The sequence below is a fragment of the Burkholderia sp. BDU5 genome, from assembly GCF_001522845.1.
GTDB classification, from domain to species: Bacteria; Pseudomonadota; Gammaproteobacteria; order Burkholderiales; family Burkholderiaceae; genus Burkholderia; species Burkholderia mayonis.
In genome coordinates, this window is record NZ_LOWC01000031.1 from 1 (window position 1) to 13,423 (window position 13,423).

Consider the following 13,423-nt stretch of genomic DNA (forward strand, 5'->3'; position numbering starts at 1 on the left):
CGCACGAACGGCCGCTATGCGCTGTGCACGATGTGCATCGGCGTCGGTCAGGGCATCGCGATCGCGATCGAACGCGTGTAAGGCACGGCAAGCAGACGAAGGGCGCATCCCGTTTCATTTCGAAGATATAAGGAGGCAATCGATGTCCTACCAAGCGATTCGCGTCGAAATCGATCAGGCGACACACGTTGCGACAATCACGCTCGATCGCCCCGACAAGCTCAACAGCTTTACGCGCGAGATGCACCGTGAGTTGCAGTCGGCGCTCGACGACGTGCAGGCCGCCAACGCGCGCGCACTGATTCTCACCGGCGCGGGACGTGGCTTCTGCGCGGGCCAGGATCTCGCCGATCTCGATTTCACGCCGGGTGCGATGACCGACCTCGGCGCCATGATCGAAGAGCACTTCAACCCGCTCATTCGCCGCCTGCAGGCACTGCCGCTGCCCGTCATCGCCACCGTAAACGGCACTGCGGCGGGCGCGGGCGCCAATCTCGCGTTCGCGTGCGATCTCGTCATCGCGGCGAAATCGAGCAGCTTCATTCAGTCGTTCGTGAAGATCGGCCTTGTTCCCGATTCGGGCGGCACGTGGTTCCTGCCGCAGCGCGTCGGCTTCGCCCGCGCGCTCGGCCTCGCGCTGATGGGCGACAAGCTCGGTGCGGAGCAGGCAGAGCGCTGGGGGCTCGTCTGGCGAGTCGTCGACGATGCTGAACTGGCCGGTACCGCCGCACAGCTCGCCCGACAACTCGCGCAGCAGCCGACGCGCGCAATCGCCGCGATCAAGCAAGCGATGCGTGTGGGCATCACCAACACGCTCGACCAGCAGCTCGATCTCGAACGCGACCTTCAGCGCGAACTCGGGCAATCGTATGACTACGCGGAAGGGGCACGCGCGTTCATCGAGAAACGCGCTCCCCACTTTGAGGGACGCTGAGATGGCCGACCACGCCGCATCGATCGCCGCCGAACTGTCCGCCGAAGCGCTCGCCCGTGCGACCGCCCAAGCGATGTACGAAGCGGACGCCTGCAGCCGCGGGCTCGGCATGGAGCTTCTCGAGGTGCGGCCGGGTTACGCGCGCATGCGCATGCCGGTGCGCCCGGATTTCCTGAACGGCCACCAGATCTGTCATGGGGGGCTCATCTTCGCGCTCGCGGACTCGACATTCGCGTTCGCGTGCAACTCGTACAACATCAACACCGTCGCGGCCGGCTGCTCGATCGAATTCTTGCGGCCGGTCACGGTCGGCGACGTGCTCACTGCGGAAGCGACCGAACAGACGCTGAACGGCCGGCACGGCATCTACGATATCCGCGTGACGAACCAGGCAGGAAAAGCCGTCGCGATGTTCCGCGGCAAATCGACCCAAATCGAAGGGACCGTGATCCCTGTAGACCGATAGCGTCCACGCACGCATCCATAAATAGATTGGAGACATCATGGCAACCTCGCTTCCGCTCGAACCGATCGAACGGGCGAGCCGCGACGAACTGCTCGCGCTTCAGCTCAAACGCCTGAAATGGTCACTCGCACACGCGTATGAAAATTCGCCTGTGTATCGGCGCAAGTTCGATGCGGCGGGTGTTCATCCAAGCGATCTGAAAACGCTCGCCGACCTGGGCCGCTTCCCGTTCACGACGAAGAACGACCTCCGCGACAATTACCCGTTCGGCATGTTCGCCGTGCCGCGGGAGCGCATTTCGCGCATTCACGCGTCGTCGGGCACGACCGGCAAGCCGACCGTGGTCGGCTACACGGCTCACGACATCGACACGTGGGCCAATCTCGTCGCCCGCTCGATCCGCGCAGCGGGCGCGCGACTGGGCGACAAGGTCCACGTGAGCTACGGCTACGGCCTCTTCACGGGCGGGCTCGGCGCCCATTACGGCGCGGAACGTGCCGGGCTCACGGTCATTCCGTTCGGCGGCGGGCAGACGGAAAAGCAAGTGCAACTGATTCAGGACTTCCGGCCCGACATCATCATGGTGACGCCGAGCTACATGCTGTCGATCGCCGACGAGATGGAGCGTCAGCACCTCGATCCCGCGCAGTGCTCGCTGCGCATCGGCATCTTCGGCGCGGAACCGTGGACCAACGACATGCGCGGCGCGATCGAGAAACGCATGGGCATCGACGCCGTAGACATCTACGGGCTCTCCGAAGTGATCGGTCCGGGGGTCGCGTCGGAATGCGTCGAAACGAAGGACGGCCCCACGATCTGGGAAGATCACTTCTACCCGGAGATCATCGATCCCGACACCGGCGACGTGCTGCCGGACGGCGAGTTCGGCGAGCTCGTGTTCACGTCGCTCACGAAGGAAGCCATGCCGATCGTCCGTTATCGGACCCGCGATCTCACGCGCCTGCAGCCCGGCACCGCACGCACGATGCGGCGGATGGAAAAGATCACCGGCCGTTCGGACGACATGATGATCGTGCGCGGCGTAAACGTGTTTCCGACCCAGCTCGAGGAACAACTGCTGAAGCAGCGCGCGCTCGCGCCGCACTATCAGGTCGTGTTGACGAAGGACGGGCCGCTCGACGTGTTGACGCTCAACGTCGAGCCCTGCCCTGAGACGGCGCCGGACGCCGCCACCATCGACGCCGCGCGCAAGGCGCTCGCACACGACATCAAGTCGCTGATCGGCGTGACGGCGATCATCAACGTGCTGCCCGTCAACGGCATCGAGCGCTCGGTCGGCAAGGCTCGGCGGATCGTCGACAAGCGGCGGTCGTGACGATTGCGCGCGGGCGGCGGGACGGAATTGGCACGCGCGTCCCGCCGCCGCCTGGCTGTGTCTCGCGCAGTTCGAGGGTGGTCGTTCGAGCCGCTATCGCGGCCTTGATCGCTTTCGCCATCTGAGCCCTGCGCCGAGGCTCAGCCGTCTGAGCCTCGGCCCGCTGCGTTGGAGCCTCTGCACTGAGGGCCTGGTCCCAAGCCCTGGCGCCCCGGCACCGGGTCGCGCAACCGTCCCAAGAACAATGGAGCCTTGGAAACTCGCCCGCCGGAACGCCATAGCCCTTCGCGCCCCGCGTTCCCATGCGCCGAACTTCCTGGCACACGAATGCCCCGATTCCGCAAAACGCTTCGATTGCGGCCCCCGCGATAGGCGCCACCTCGTGCCGCCGCCGCACCACCGACAGCCCAAAAAACAAGACGCGCCGCGCTCCCGATAAACGGGCAAACGCGGCGCGCGATCTGCCGCCGACCGAACGCAAAGCTCACGCGATCGAGCAATCGTCACTCGCCCCCGAATGCTCACGAACGGTTCACGAATTGGGAAAGAGCAACCACATCCGCCCGGTCTGCTTCATCCGGCCGGCCTGATCGCCCGCGTCGTCGCCGAGCCCCCAGAAGTAGTCGGCGCGCACGCCGCCCTTGATCGCAGTCCCGACATCCTGCGCGAACACGAGGCGATTGAGCGGCGAATTCGTCATCGGACGCGTCGTCTGCAGGAACACTGGCGTGCCGAGCGGAATCGACGACGGGTCGACCGCGATCGAGCGCTCCGGTGTGAGCGGCACGCCGAGCGCGCCGACGGGACCGTCCGCGCCGCCATGCGGCACGTCCTCCTGCGACGGCATCTCGCGGAAAAATACGAAGCGCGGATTCGTGTCGAGCAGCGCGTCGACCCGCGACGGATTCGCGCGCGCCCACGCCTTGATCCCCTGCATCGTCGCCTGTCCGGCGCCGAGTTCGCCGTGATCGAGCAGCCACTTGCCGATCGAGCGGTATGGCTGGTTGTTGGTGCCGCCGTAGCCGACTCGCATCACCGCGCCGTCATCGAGGACGACCCGGCCCGAACCCTGCACTTGCAGGAAGAACGCCTCGATCGGATCGTCGACCCACACGAGCTCGTTGCCGTTCAGCGCGCCCGAGCGCATGAGCTGCGACCGCGCCGGCATCGAAGCGCCTGTGCGGTAGCCCGCAGGCCAGCGATAGAGCGCGTACTGATACTGGCCGCGCCGCACCCGTGAGCCGTGCAGCAGCGGCTCGTAGTAGCCGGTCACGAGGCCGTCGAGCGTGCCGTCGTTGTTCGCGAACTGAAATGGCGTGAAATATGTCTCGAAGAAGGTGCGGGCGCTGCCGACGTCGAGATCGTCGATCCGAGCGGCCGCCGCACATGCGCGCTGCCAGGTCGCCTGCCGCGCGAGGCGCGCGCAGTTCTGCCGCAGCGCGATCGTCGCGCCGATCAGGCTGTCGTCCTGCCAGCCCGGCACCTGCTGCCATGCGACGGGCGTGAGTCGCGCAGCCGCGACCTGCCCTGGTACCATCGCGACGCCCGTCGGCCGCGAACCCTGCCGCACGGGCGTGCCGCCGCAAGCGGCGAGGAGCGCCGCAGCCGCCATGGCTGCCGCCCACCCGGCAAACCGCCGGCTAAAACCCATACAATATCCGTTGTTGATGGAAACCGCCATGTCCGATCTGCTCGACCAATACCCAATGCTCATTTTCGCGCTGGAATCGTTGCTGGCGCTCGCCCTGCTCGTCTTCATCGTCGTCTGGACGACTTCAGGCAAGAAGAAGCAACCCAGCCGGCACGACAAGCCCCAGCGCTGACAGCGCCCTTGAATCTCCCGTGACCCGGCGACGCGGCACACTCAATGCAACGTGCGCGGCATGTGCAGCGCGAATTCGTCAACGGGCGCCTCGAAGCGCTCGCCGTCCTCCGCGACACAGAAATACGCGCCCCGCATCGTGCCGACGGGCGTCGCGATCACGGCCCAACTCGTGTACTCGAACTGCTCGCCCGGCTGCAGGAGCGGCTGGTGGCCAACGACGCCGAGCCCCTTCACCTCCTGCACCTGGCTTTCGCTGTCCGTGATGATCCAGTGCCGTGCGATCAACTGCGCCGCGACCTGGCCCGTGTTCCGGATCGTCAGCGTGTACGCGAATGCATATTGACGGCGTTCGGGGTCGGATTGTTCCGGCAGATAGCTGGTCTTCACCGACACGCTGAATCGATACTGGCTCATGGTGGTCTCGTCGAGGTCGCCCGGCGCAGCCGACGCCGGGGCGCCCGCCCCGCGCGGCCGACGCGCCGCTTTGGTTCGGCATTCTGCTTGATGAGGCTCCGGCCCGCAACCGGGCAGCGCGCGCCGCAGCGGTAGAATGACACCTTTCGCATCGCAACGCTCCCCACGCTCTTTCCGCTCATGACGCAATTCCGCATCGCCCCCAGCATCCTGTCGGCCGACTTCGCGCGGCTCGGCGAAGAGGTCCGCAACGTGGTCGCCGCCGGCGCCGACTGGATCCACTTCGATGTGATGGACAACCACTACGTGCCGAACCTGACGATCGGCCCGCTCGTCTGCGAGGCGATCCGCCCGCACGTGCAGGTGCCGATCGACGTGCACCTGATGGTGCGCCCCGTCGACCGGATCGTGCCGGATTTCGCGAAGGCGGGCGCGAACCTGATCAGCTTCCACCCGGAAGCGTCGGACCACATCGACCGCACGCTGGGCCTCATCCGCGACCACGGCTGCAAAGCGGGCCTCGTGTTCAATCCGGCGACGCCGCTCAATTACCTCGACCACGTGATGGACCGCGTCGATCTCGTGCTCATCATGTCGGTGAATCCGGGCTTCGGCGGCCAGTCGTTCATTCCCGAGGCGCTCAACAAGCTGCGCGAAGCCCGCGCCCGGATCGATGCGCACACCGCGCGTACCGGCCGCGAGATCCATCTGGAAATCGACGGCGGCGTGAAGGCCGACAACATCGCCGAAATCGCCGCGGCGGGCGCCGACACGTTCGTCGCGGGCTCGGCGATCTTCGGCAAGCCCGACTATCGTCAGGTGATCGGCGAGATGCGCGACGCGCTCGCGACCGTCAAGCGCGCGTGACCGCGATGACGATGCTCGCCCTCGACACGCCGCGCATCGACGCGGCGCTCATCGACCTCGACGGCACGATGGTCGATACCGCAGACGATTTCACGGCCGGCCTGAACGCGATGCTCGCGCAGCTCGACGCGGAGGAGACGACGCGCGAGGAAGTGATGCACTACGTCGGCAAGGGCTCGGAGAACCTGATCCAGTGCGTGCTGGCGCCGCGCTTTTCGGAAGACGAAGCGAAAGCGCGCTTCGACGAAGCGCTCGCGCTCTACCAGGCCGAATACGCGAAGATCAACGGCCGCCACACGCGGCTCTACCCGGACGTCGAGGCGGGCTTGCAAGCGATGCACGATGCGGGCCTGAAGCTCGCATGCGTGACGAACAAGCCATACCGGTTCGCGGTCGAGCTGCTCGCGCAATACAGGCTCTCCGGCTACTTCTCCGCGGTGTTCGGCGGCGACAGCGTGCCGCGCAAGAAGCCCGATCCGGCGCCGATGCTCGCCGCATGCGACGCGCTCGGCGTCGCGCCACGCGCGACGGTCGCGATCGGCGATTCGGAGAACGACGCGCTCGCGGGCCGCGCGGCCGGGACGGCGACGCTCACGGTGCCGTACGGCTACAACCACGGCAAGGCTATACAAACGATAAATTCGGATGGTATAGTCGATTCGCTTCTCGCCGCCGCGCAAGCCATTGCCGCGCACAATTCGGCAAGATCAGCCATCTGACTTTTTTCTTCCATCCGCATGTTTCTGAACAAAAAACGGAGTCTGAGCAGCATCGACCGGGGAGCCTGGCCCTGGCGTCGCTGGTCGCGCTAACCTCGATGAGGTACGCTGAAGCTCGTCTTCAGCCCCGTTTTTTGTTTCGCTGCGCGTCCGCGCCCCCGATCGTCGTCCAACTTGCCAGCTTCGCCGCTGTCGAACGCTTCGCGTTCGGGCTGCCTGTCGGCGCGCGGCGCACGATCGCCAGGCACAGCATCCGCCGGTTCGTCCGACCCGCCCCGCGAGGGGCCGTGCTCCGGGCGCAGCGCAGCGCCACGCGATCCCCGGCGCACCGCGCCGATCGTCCCGACGACAGGACCGGAACATGACTGAACTCGAATTCCAATCGCTCGCCAACGAAGGTTACAACCGCATTCCGCTCATCGCCGAAGCGCTGGCCGACCTCGAAACGCCGCTCTCGCTGTACCTGAAGCTCGCGCAGCCCGAACGCGGCGGCGCCAACTCGTTCCTGCTCGAATCGGTCGTGGGCGGCGAGCGCTTCGGGCGCTACTCGTTCATCGGCCTGCCCGCGCACACGCTCGTGCGCACGAAGAACGGCGTGTCGGAAGTCGTGACGGACGGACAAGTCGTCGAGACGGACGACGGCGATCCTTTCGCATTCATCGCGAAGTTCCAGGATCGCTTCAAGGTCGCGCAGCGCCCCGGCCTGCCGCGCTTCTGCGGCGGCCTCGCCGGCTACTTCGGCTACGACGCGGTGCGCTACATCGAGAAGAAGCTCGCGCACACCGCGCCGCGCGACGATCTCGGCCTGCCCGACATCCAGTTGCTGATGACCGAGGAAGTCGCCGTCATCGACAACCTCGCCGGCAAGCTCTACCTGATCGTCTATGCCGATCCGGCGAAGCCCGAGGCGTACACGAAGGCGAAACAGCGGCTGCGCGAGCTGAAGCAGCGGCTGCGCGCGAGCGTCGTGCCGCCCGTCACGTCGGCGAGCGTGCGCACCGAAATCTATCGCGAGTTCAAGAAGGAAGACTATCTGACCGCCGTGCGCCAGGCGAAGGAATACATCGCGGCGGGCGAGCTGATGCAGATCCAGGTCGGCCAGCGCCTGACGAAGCCATACCGTGACAATCCGCTGTCGCTGTACCGCGCGCTGCGCTCGCTGAATCCGTCGCCCTATATGTATTACTACAACTTCGGCGAATTCCATGTCGTCGGCGCGTCGCCCGAGATTCTCGTGCGCCGGGAAAAGCGCGGCGACGACCAGATCGTCACGATCCGCCCGCTCGCCGGCACCCGGCCGCGCGGCAACACGCCCGAGCGCGACGCAGAGCTCGCGACCGAGCTCCTCAACGATCCGAAGGAGATCGCCGAGCACGTGATGCTGATCGACCTCGCGCGCAACGACGTCGGCCGCATCGCGCAAATCGGCTCGGTCCACGTGACCGACAAGATGGTGATCGAGAAGTACTCGCACGTGCAGCACATCGTGAGCTCGGTCGAAGGCAAATTGAAGCCCGGCATGACGAACTTCGACGTGCTGCGGGCGACGTTCCCGGCCGGCACGCTGTCCGGCGCGCCGAAGGTCCGCGCGATGGAGCTGATCGACGAGCTCGAGCCCGTCAAGCGCGGCCTGTACGGCGGCGCGGTCGGCTATCTGTCGTTCTCGGGCGAGATGGATCTCGCGATCGCAATCCGCACGGGCCTCATCCACAACGGCAATCTGTACGTGCAGGCGGCGGCGGGCATCGTCGCCGACTCGGTGCCCGAATCCGAATGGCAGGAAACCGAGAACAAGGCGCGCGCAGTGCTGCGCGCGGCCGAACAGGTGCAAGACGGCCTCGACAGCGATTTCTGACCGGAGACTGACCATGCTGCTCATGATCGACAACTACGATTCGTTCACCTACAACCTGGTCCAGTACTTCGGCGAGCTCGGCGAAGACGTGCGCACCTATCGCAACGACGAAATCACGCTCGGCGAGATCGCGAAGCTCGATCCGGACGCGATCTGCCTGTCGCCCGGCCCGAGCAATCCGCAGCACGCGGGGATCACGCTCGACGTGCTGCGCGAATTCGCCGGCAGGAAGCCGATTCTCGGCGTGTGCCTCGGCCATCAGGCGATCGGCGAGGCGTTCGGCGGCCGCGTCGTGCGCGCGAAGACGATCATGCACGGCAAGGTGAGCCGGATCGAGACCGACGGCCGCGGCGTGTTCGCCGATCTGCCGAAGCACTTCGACGTGACCCGCTATCATTCGCTTGCGATCGAGCGCGAATCGCTGCCCGACTGCCTGGAGATCACGGCGTGGACCGACGACGGCGAGATCATGGGCGTGCGTCACAAGACGCTGCCCATCGAAGGCGTCCAGTTCCATCCGGAATCGATCCTGTCGGAGCACGGCCACGCGCTCCTCGAGAATTTTCTGAAGGAAGCGCGGCAAGCAGCCGCTCATTCAGCTTAACGACGGCGGCCCGAATCATGACCATCACTCCACAGGAAGCGCTGCAGCGCACGATCGAGCATCGCGAGATCTTCCACGACGAAATGCTGCACCTGATGCGGCTCATCATGCGTGGCGACATGTCGCCCGTGATGTCGGCCGCGATCATCACCGGCCTGCGCGTGAAGAAAGAGACGATCGGCGAGATCACCGCCGCCGCGACCGTGATGCGCGAGTTCGCGCGCCACGTCGAGGTCGCGGACAATGCGAACTTCGTCGACATCGTCGGCACGGGCGGCGACGGCTCGCACACGTTCAACATCTCGACCGCGACGATGTTCGTCGCGGCGGCGGCGGGCGCGAAGGTCGCGAAACACGGCAATCGCGGCGTGTCGAGCAAGTCCGGCAGCGCCGACGTGCTCGAGGCGCTCGGCGTGAACATCGACCTGCAGCCCGACCAAGTGGCCGCGTCGATCGACGAGACCGGGATGGGCTTCATGTTCGCGCCGAACCATCATCCGGCGATGCGCAACATCGCGCCCGTACGCCGCGAGCTCGGCGTGCGGACGATCTTCAACATCCTCGGCCCGCTGACGAACCCGGCCGGCGCGCCGAACCAGCTGATGGGCGTGTTCCATCCGGATCTCGTCGGCATCCAGGTGCGCGTGATGCAGCGGCTCGGCGCGCAGCACGTGCTCGTCGTCTACGGCAAGGATGGGATGGATGAGGTGTCGCTCGGCGCGGCGACGCTCGTCGGCGAGCTGCGCGACGGCGAAGTGCGCGAGTACGAGATCCATCCGGAAGACTTCGGCATGCAGATGGTGTCGAACCGCACGCTGAAGGTCGAGAACGCCGAGGAATCGCGCACGATGCTGCTCGAAGCGCTCGGCAACAAGCCCGGCGTCGCGCGCGAGATCGTCACGCTGAACGCCGGCACCGCGCTCTATTCGGCGAACGTCGCGGGCTCGATCGCCGACGGCATCCAGCTCGCGCGCGAAGCGATCGCGAGCGGCAAGGCCCGCGAGAAAGTCGACGAACTGGTGCGCTTCACGCAGCAATTCAAGCACTGACGCACCGCTTCGGCTTCAGCTTCAGTCTCAACCGAACCCGATTCAAGCACGCAGGACAACCCATGAGCGACATCCTCGACAAAATCATCGCCGTCAAGCGCGAAGAGATCGCCGCCGCGCTCGAGAGCGCGCCGCTCGAAGAACTGAAACTGCAGGCGTCGGCGCGCGATTCGCGCGACTTCGTCGGCGCGCTGCGGAAGCAGCATGCAGCGGGTCGCGCCGCCGTCATCGCCGAGGTGAAGAAGGCGAGCCCGTCGAAAGGCGTGCTGCGCGAGCACTTCGTGCCGGCCGACATCGCGCGCTCGTACGCCGGGCACGGCGCCGCGTGCCTGTCCGTGCTGACCGACGAGCGGTTCTTCCAGGGCAGCGCGCGCTATCTCGAAGAAGCGCGCGCCGCGTGCAGCCTGCCCGTGCTGCGCAAGGACTTCATCGTTGATTCATATCAGGTGCTCGAAGCGCGCGCGATGGGCGCGGATGCGATCCTCCTCATCGCCGCCGCGCTCGACACGCCGCTGATGCAGGATCTCGAGGCGTACGCGCATTCGCTCGGCCTCGCGGTGCTCGTCGAAGTGCACAATCGCGACGAGCTGAACGAAGCGCTCACGCTGAAGACGCCGCTCGTCGGCGTCAACAACCGCAACCTGCGCACGTTCGAGACGACGATCGACACGACGCTCGGCATGCTCGACGCGATTCCGGACGACCGGATCGTCGTCACCGAATCCGGCATCCTCGCGCGCGCGGACGTCGAACGGATGGAAGCGGCGGGCGTGCACACGTTTCTCGTCGGCGAGGCGTTCATGCGCGCCGAGAATCCGGGCGCGGAGCTCGCGCGGATGTTCTTCTGAGCGCGACGCACGATGGCGATCGAACAGGAAATCAAGCTCGCGCTGCCCGCCGCGCAGATCGACGCGGCGCGGCGTTTCTTCGACGCGCGCGCCGGCGTGCCCGGCCGCGAGATCGCGCTCGTGAACGTCTACTTCGACACGTCGACGCTCGCGCTCGCACGTGCGAAAAGCGCACTGCGGCTGCGGCTCGCGCCGCAAGGCTGGCTGCAGACGTTCAAGACGGCCGGCGCAGCCGTTGGCGGGCTGCATCGCCGCCATGAGTGGGAGATGCCCGTCGCGGGCGAGGCGCTCGAGATCGACGCGCTCTGCGCCGCGTGCGACGTCGAGCAAGCCGCCGACGCGCTGCGCGCCGCCGCGCCCGGCCTCATCGCACTCTTTCGCACCGATTTCTCGCGCACGCTGTGGCGAATCGAGCACGCGGGCGCAACGATCGAGGCCGCGCTCGATCGCGGCGAGATCGTCGCGCAAGTCAACGGCGACGTGCGCCGCGAGCCGATCTGCGAGATCGAACTCGAGCTCGTCGACGGCGACGCGGCAGCCCTCTCGTCGCTCGCCGAAGCGGTCGCCGCCGCGCTGCCCGGCGCCGCGCCGGACAACCTGAGCAAGGCGCAGCGCGGCTATCGGTTGCGAGGCGGCGAGCTGCGCGCCGACTGACCGCCCTTTTCCCCGCATGACCAAGCCCTCACCGCCCCGCCCGATGCAACAACCTTCGCTGTTCGACGATCCTGTCCCGCCCGCTCCGCCCGCAACGAAAGACGGCGCCTTCGCGCCGTCCGTCGCGTCGCAATTCGATGCGCTGCCGCCCGACTGGCGCGCGATTCTCGAACCGTTCATCGCGAGCGACGCGTATGCGCCGCTCTGCCGCTTCGTCGACGGCGAACGCGCGGCGGGCAAGGCCGTCTATCCGGCCGACGTGTTCCGCGCGCTGCGGCTCACGCATCCGGACGACGTGAAGGTCGTGATCCTCGGCCAGGACCCGTATCACGGCGAGGATCACGGGATTCCGCAAGCGCACGGCCTCGCGTTCTCGGTGCCGCCCGGCGTGAAGCCGCCGCCGTCGCTGCGCAACATCTTCAAGGAAATCTCGGCCGACTTCGGCTACGAGACGCCCCGCCACGGCTGCCTCGACACGTGGGCGCGGCAAGGCGTGCTGCTGCTCAACACGGTGTTGACGGTCGAGCGCTCGTCGGCCGCGAGCCACGCGAAGCGCGGCTGGGAGAAATGCACCGACACGCTGATCCACGAGCTCGCGACGCGCCATCACCACCTCGTGTTCATGCTGTGGGGCGCGCATGCGCAGGCGAAGCGCGCGCTCTTCGATGCGAGCGAGCATTGCGTGCTCGAAGCGCCGCATCCGTCGCCGCTGTCCGCGCATCGCGGTTTTCTCGGCTGCCGCCATTTCGCACTCGCCAACGACTATCTGAAGCAGCATGGGCGCGCGCCGATCGATTGGCGGCTGCCCGAAAAGGCCGAGACGCTCGCTTGAGCACGAGCCGACACGCTCGCCGGCGCGCGAGCCGTATGTACGGCGATCGAAGCCCGGCTCGCCGGCGACGTGACGCGATCGCTTTTTCGTGTGCCGCCGAGGCGTGTTGCGTCGTCGTGCCTCCCACGGCCCATGCCGGGCCGCGCGCCACGCCGACGGCGCTCGACGGCTTCGCCGCATGCCGCAACGGCGCACCATCCCGTTCACTTGCGGGCGCACGCCGGGCCGCGTTGGCGCGTCGACATTCGGCGCATCGTCGACACAAGCAAGAACGCCGCGAACCTTCCGGCCCGCGGCGTTTTTTTCAGCTATCCGGCGAAGACGCTCAAACTGCGGCGATCGTCTCGCGGGCGTTCGCGAGTGCAGCGTTCGCCGCATCCGGCCCGAGCGCGAAACCTTCCGCGTAGATGAACGTCACGTCGGTCATGCCGATGAAGGCGAGGAACGTCTGCAGGAACGGCGTCTGGCTGTCGGTCGGCATGCCGACGTGCTTGCCGCCGCGCGCCGACACCACATAGACCTTCTTGCCCTTGATCAGCCCTTCGGGGCCTTCCGCCGTGTAGCGGAACGTAACGCCTGCGCGAGCGATCCAGTCGAAGTACGTCTTGAGCTGCGACGACACGCCGAAGTTGTACATCGGCGCGCCGATCACGATCACGTCGGCCGAGCGCAGTTCGTCGATCAGCGCGTCGCTCTTCGCGACGATCGCGTTCTGCTCGGCGGTACGCTGGTCGGCCGGCGTGAAGAATGCGCCGAGGACCGCGTCGTCGAGGTGCGGCAGCGCGTCGGCGAGCAGGCTGCGGACCTTGACGGTCGCGCCGGGGTGGCTTTGTTGCAGCTTCGCCGTCAGTTCGTCGGCAAGCATCGTCGACTGGGCGCCTTGCGAGCGGGCGGCGGAATTGATCTGAAGAATGGTCGTCATGTCGGGCTCCGGGGGTTGGTTTGCGCCAAGTGCAGCGCGAGTGACGCCATTGTGCGGATCGTTGCCGCCGCGAAAAAGCGGCGGCCGGATGACGGATT

Annotated in this window: 16 protein-coding genes; 13 read left to right on the forward strand and 3 right to left on the reverse strand. The window is 66.6% G+C overall.

Annotation, left to right across the window (positions count from 1 at the left end; genetic code table 11):
- Positions 1-142 precede the first annotated feature (142 nt).
- From paaG to paaK, 3 genes are all read left to right on the forward strand, one after another.
- Positions 143-934, forward strand: coding sequence for a 2-(1,2-epoxy-1,2-dihydrophenyl)acetyl-CoA isomerase PaaG (paaG, locus tag WS69_RS06420; RefSeq protein WP_059469970.1), 792 nt, complete (start codon positions 143-145; stop codon positions 932-934).
- 73 nt (positions 935-1,007) lie between these two features.
- Positions 1,008-1,400: a hydroxyphenylacetyl-CoA thioesterase PaaI gene (gene paaI / locus WS69_RS06425; RefSeq protein WP_082716002.1), complete on the forward strand. Its 393-nt coding sequence runs from the start codon at positions 1,008-1,010 to the stop codon at positions 1,398-1,400.
- A gap of 37 nt (positions 1,401-1,437) precedes the next feature.
- Entirely contained in the window at positions 1,438-2,736 is a 1,299-nt protein-coding gene (gene paaK / locus WS69_RS06430) for a phenylacetate--CoA ligase PaaK (RefSeq protein ID WP_059469972.1), read from the forward strand.
- Positions 2,737-3,268: 532 nt separating this feature from the next.
- Here paaK and mltA read toward each other — a convergent pair.
- On the reverse strand, positions 3,269-4,387 hold the full coding sequence (gene mltA, locus WS69_RS06435; protein WP_059469973.1) for a murein transglycosylase A: 1,119 nt from the start codon (positions 4,385-4,387) through the stop codon (positions 3,269-3,271).
- A 28-nt stretch (positions 4,388-4,415) separates the two neighbouring features.
- Here mltA and WS69_RS34535 point away from each other — a divergent pair, with 28 nt between their 5' ends.
- A complete protein-coding gene (locus tag WS69_RS34535; RefSeq protein WP_226382804.1) occupies positions 4,416-4,559 on the forward strand; it encodes a hypothetical protein in 144 nt (47 codons plus the stop codon).
- 41 nt (positions 4,560-4,600) lie between these two features.
- On the opposite strand, the gene apaG is transcribed toward WS69_RS34535, so the two are convergent.
- Positions 4,601-4,975 carry a Co2+/Mg2+ efflux protein ApaG gene (gene apaG, locus WS69_RS06440; protein WP_006029800.1) on the reverse strand — a complete coding sequence of 125 codons (375 nt, stop codon included), beginning with the start codon at positions 4,973-4,975 and terminating at the stop codon, positions 4,601-4,603.
- Here apaG and WS69_RS34540 point away from each other — a divergent pair.
- The 9 genes from WS69_RS34540 (at position 4,901) to WS69_RS06485 (ending at position 12,403) form a co-directional block, all read left to right on the forward strand.
- The gene (locus tag WS69_RS34540) at positions 4,901-5,110 is read left to right on the forward strand and encodes a hypothetical protein (protein ID WP_082716003.1); all 210 of its coding nucleotides are present in this window, start codon (positions 4,901-4,903) and stop codon (positions 5,108-5,110) included. The genes apaG and WS69_RS34540 overlap by 75 nt on opposite strands.
- A 45-nt stretch (positions 5,111-5,155) precedes the next feature.
- On the forward strand, positions 5,156-5,842 hold the full coding sequence (gene rpe / locus WS69_RS06445) for a ribulose-phosphate 3-epimerase (protein WP_059469974.1): 687 nt from the start codon (positions 5,156-5,158) through the stop codon (positions 5,840-5,842).
- Positions 5,843-5,847: 5 nt separating this feature from the next.
- Entirely contained in the window at positions 5,848-6,561 is a 714-nt protein-coding gene (locus WS69_RS06450; protein WP_059470014.1) for a phosphoglycolate phosphatase, read from the forward strand.
- A 361-nt stretch (positions 6,562-6,922) separates the two neighbouring features.
- Positions 6,923-8,416 (forward strand): anthranilate synthase component I, encoded by a 1,494-nt coding sequence (gene trpE, locus WS69_RS06460; RefSeq protein WP_059469976.1) that lies wholly within the window; start codon positions 6,923-6,925, stop codon positions 8,414-8,416.
- Positions 8,417-8,429: 13 nt separating this feature from the next.
- Positions 8,430-9,020 (forward strand): aminodeoxychorismate/anthranilate synthase component II, encoded by a 591-nt coding sequence (locus tag WS69_RS06465; protein ID WP_059469977.1) that lies wholly within the window; start codon positions 8,430-8,432, stop codon positions 9,018-9,020.
- Positions 9,021-9,037: 17 nt separating this feature from the next.
- Positions 9,038-10,069 carry an anthranilate phosphoribosyltransferase gene (gene trpD / locus WS69_RS06470; protein WP_059469978.1) on the forward strand — a complete coding sequence of 344 codons (1,032 nt, stop codon included), beginning with the start codon at positions 9,038-9,040 and terminating at the stop codon, positions 10,067-10,069.
- 62 nt (positions 10,070-10,131) lie between these two features.
- A complete protein-coding gene (gene trpC, locus WS69_RS06475; RefSeq protein ID WP_059469979.1) occupies positions 10,132-10,917 on the forward strand; it encodes an indole-3-glycerol phosphate synthase TrpC in 786 nt (261 codons plus the stop codon).
- 12 nt (positions 10,918-10,929) lie between these two features.
- Positions 10,930-11,571: a CYTH domain-containing protein gene (locus tag WS69_RS06480; protein WP_059469980.1), complete on the forward strand. Its 642-nt coding sequence runs from the start codon at positions 10,930-10,932 to the stop codon at positions 11,569-11,571.
- A 43-nt stretch (positions 11,572-11,614) separates the two neighbouring features.
- A complete protein-coding gene (locus tag WS69_RS06485; protein WP_059469981.1) occupies positions 11,615-12,403 on the forward strand; it encodes a uracil-DNA glycosylase in 789 nt (262 codons plus the stop codon).
- 325 nt (positions 12,404-12,728) lie between these two features.
- Here the strand turns inward: WS69_RS06485 and WS69_RS06490 are convergent, their stop codons facing one another.
- Positions 12,729-13,325: an FMN-dependent NADH-azoreductase gene (locus tag WS69_RS06490; protein WP_059469982.1), complete on the reverse strand. Its 597-nt coding sequence runs from the start codon at positions 13,323-13,325 to the stop codon at positions 12,729-12,731.
- Positions 13,326-13,423 lie beyond the last annotated feature (98 nt).

Bases quoted from the DNA above. Each gene is read 5' to 3' on its own strand.
- paaG (WP_059469970.1), top strand. From the start codon at position 143: ATGTCCTACCAAGCGATTCGCGTCGAAATCGATCAGGCGACACACGTT.
- paaI (WP_082716002.1), top strand. From the start codon at position 1,008: ATGTACGAAGCGGACGCCTGCAGCCGCGGGCTCGGCATGGAGCTTCTC.
- paaK (WP_059469972.1), top strand. From the start codon at position 1,438: ATGGCAACCTCGCTTCCGCTCGAACCGATCGAACGGGCGAGCCGCGAC.
- mltA (WP_059469973.1), bottom strand. From the start codon at position 4,387: ATGGGTTTTAGCCGGCGGTTTGCCGGGTGGGCGGCAGCCATGGCGGCT.
- WS69_RS34535 (WP_226382804.1), top strand. From the start codon at position 4,416: ATGTCCGATCTGCTCGACCAATACCCAATGCTCATTTTCGCGCTGGAA.
- apaG (WP_006029800.1), bottom strand. From the start codon at position 4,975: ATGAGCCAGTATCGATTCAGCGTGTCGGTGAAGACCAGCTATCTGCCG.
- rpe (WP_059469974.1), top strand. From the start codon at position 5,156: ATGACGCAATTCCGCATCGCCCCCAGCATCCTGTCGGCCGACTTCGCG.
- WS69_RS06450 (WP_059470014.1), top strand. From the start codon at position 5,848: ATGACGATGCTCGCCCTCGACACGCCGCGCATCGACGCGGCGCTCATC.
- trpE (WP_059469976.1), top strand. From the start codon at position 6,923: ATGACTGAACTCGAATTCCAATCGCTCGCCAACGAAGGTTACAACCGC.
- WS69_RS06465 (WP_059469977.1), top strand. From the start codon at position 8,430: ATGCTGCTCATGATCGACAACTACGATTCGTTCACCTACAACCTGGTC.
- trpD (WP_059469978.1), top strand. From the start codon at position 9,038: ATGACCATCACTCCACAGGAAGCGCTGCAGCGCACGATCGAGCATCGC.
- trpC (WP_059469979.1), top strand. From the start codon at position 10,132: ATGAGCGACATCCTCGACAAAATCATCGCCGTCAAGCGCGAAGAGATC.
- WS69_RS06480 (WP_059469980.1), top strand. From the start codon at position 10,930: ATGGCGATCGAACAGGAAATCAAGCTCGCGCTGCCCGCCGCGCAGATC.
- WS69_RS06485 (WP_059469981.1), top strand. From the start codon at position 11,615: ATGCAACAACCTTCGCTGTTCGACGATCCTGTCCCGCCCGCTCCGCCC.
- WS69_RS06490 (WP_059469982.1), bottom strand. From the start codon at position 13,325: ATGACGACCATTCTTCAGATCAATTCCGCCGCCCGCTCGCAAGGCGCC.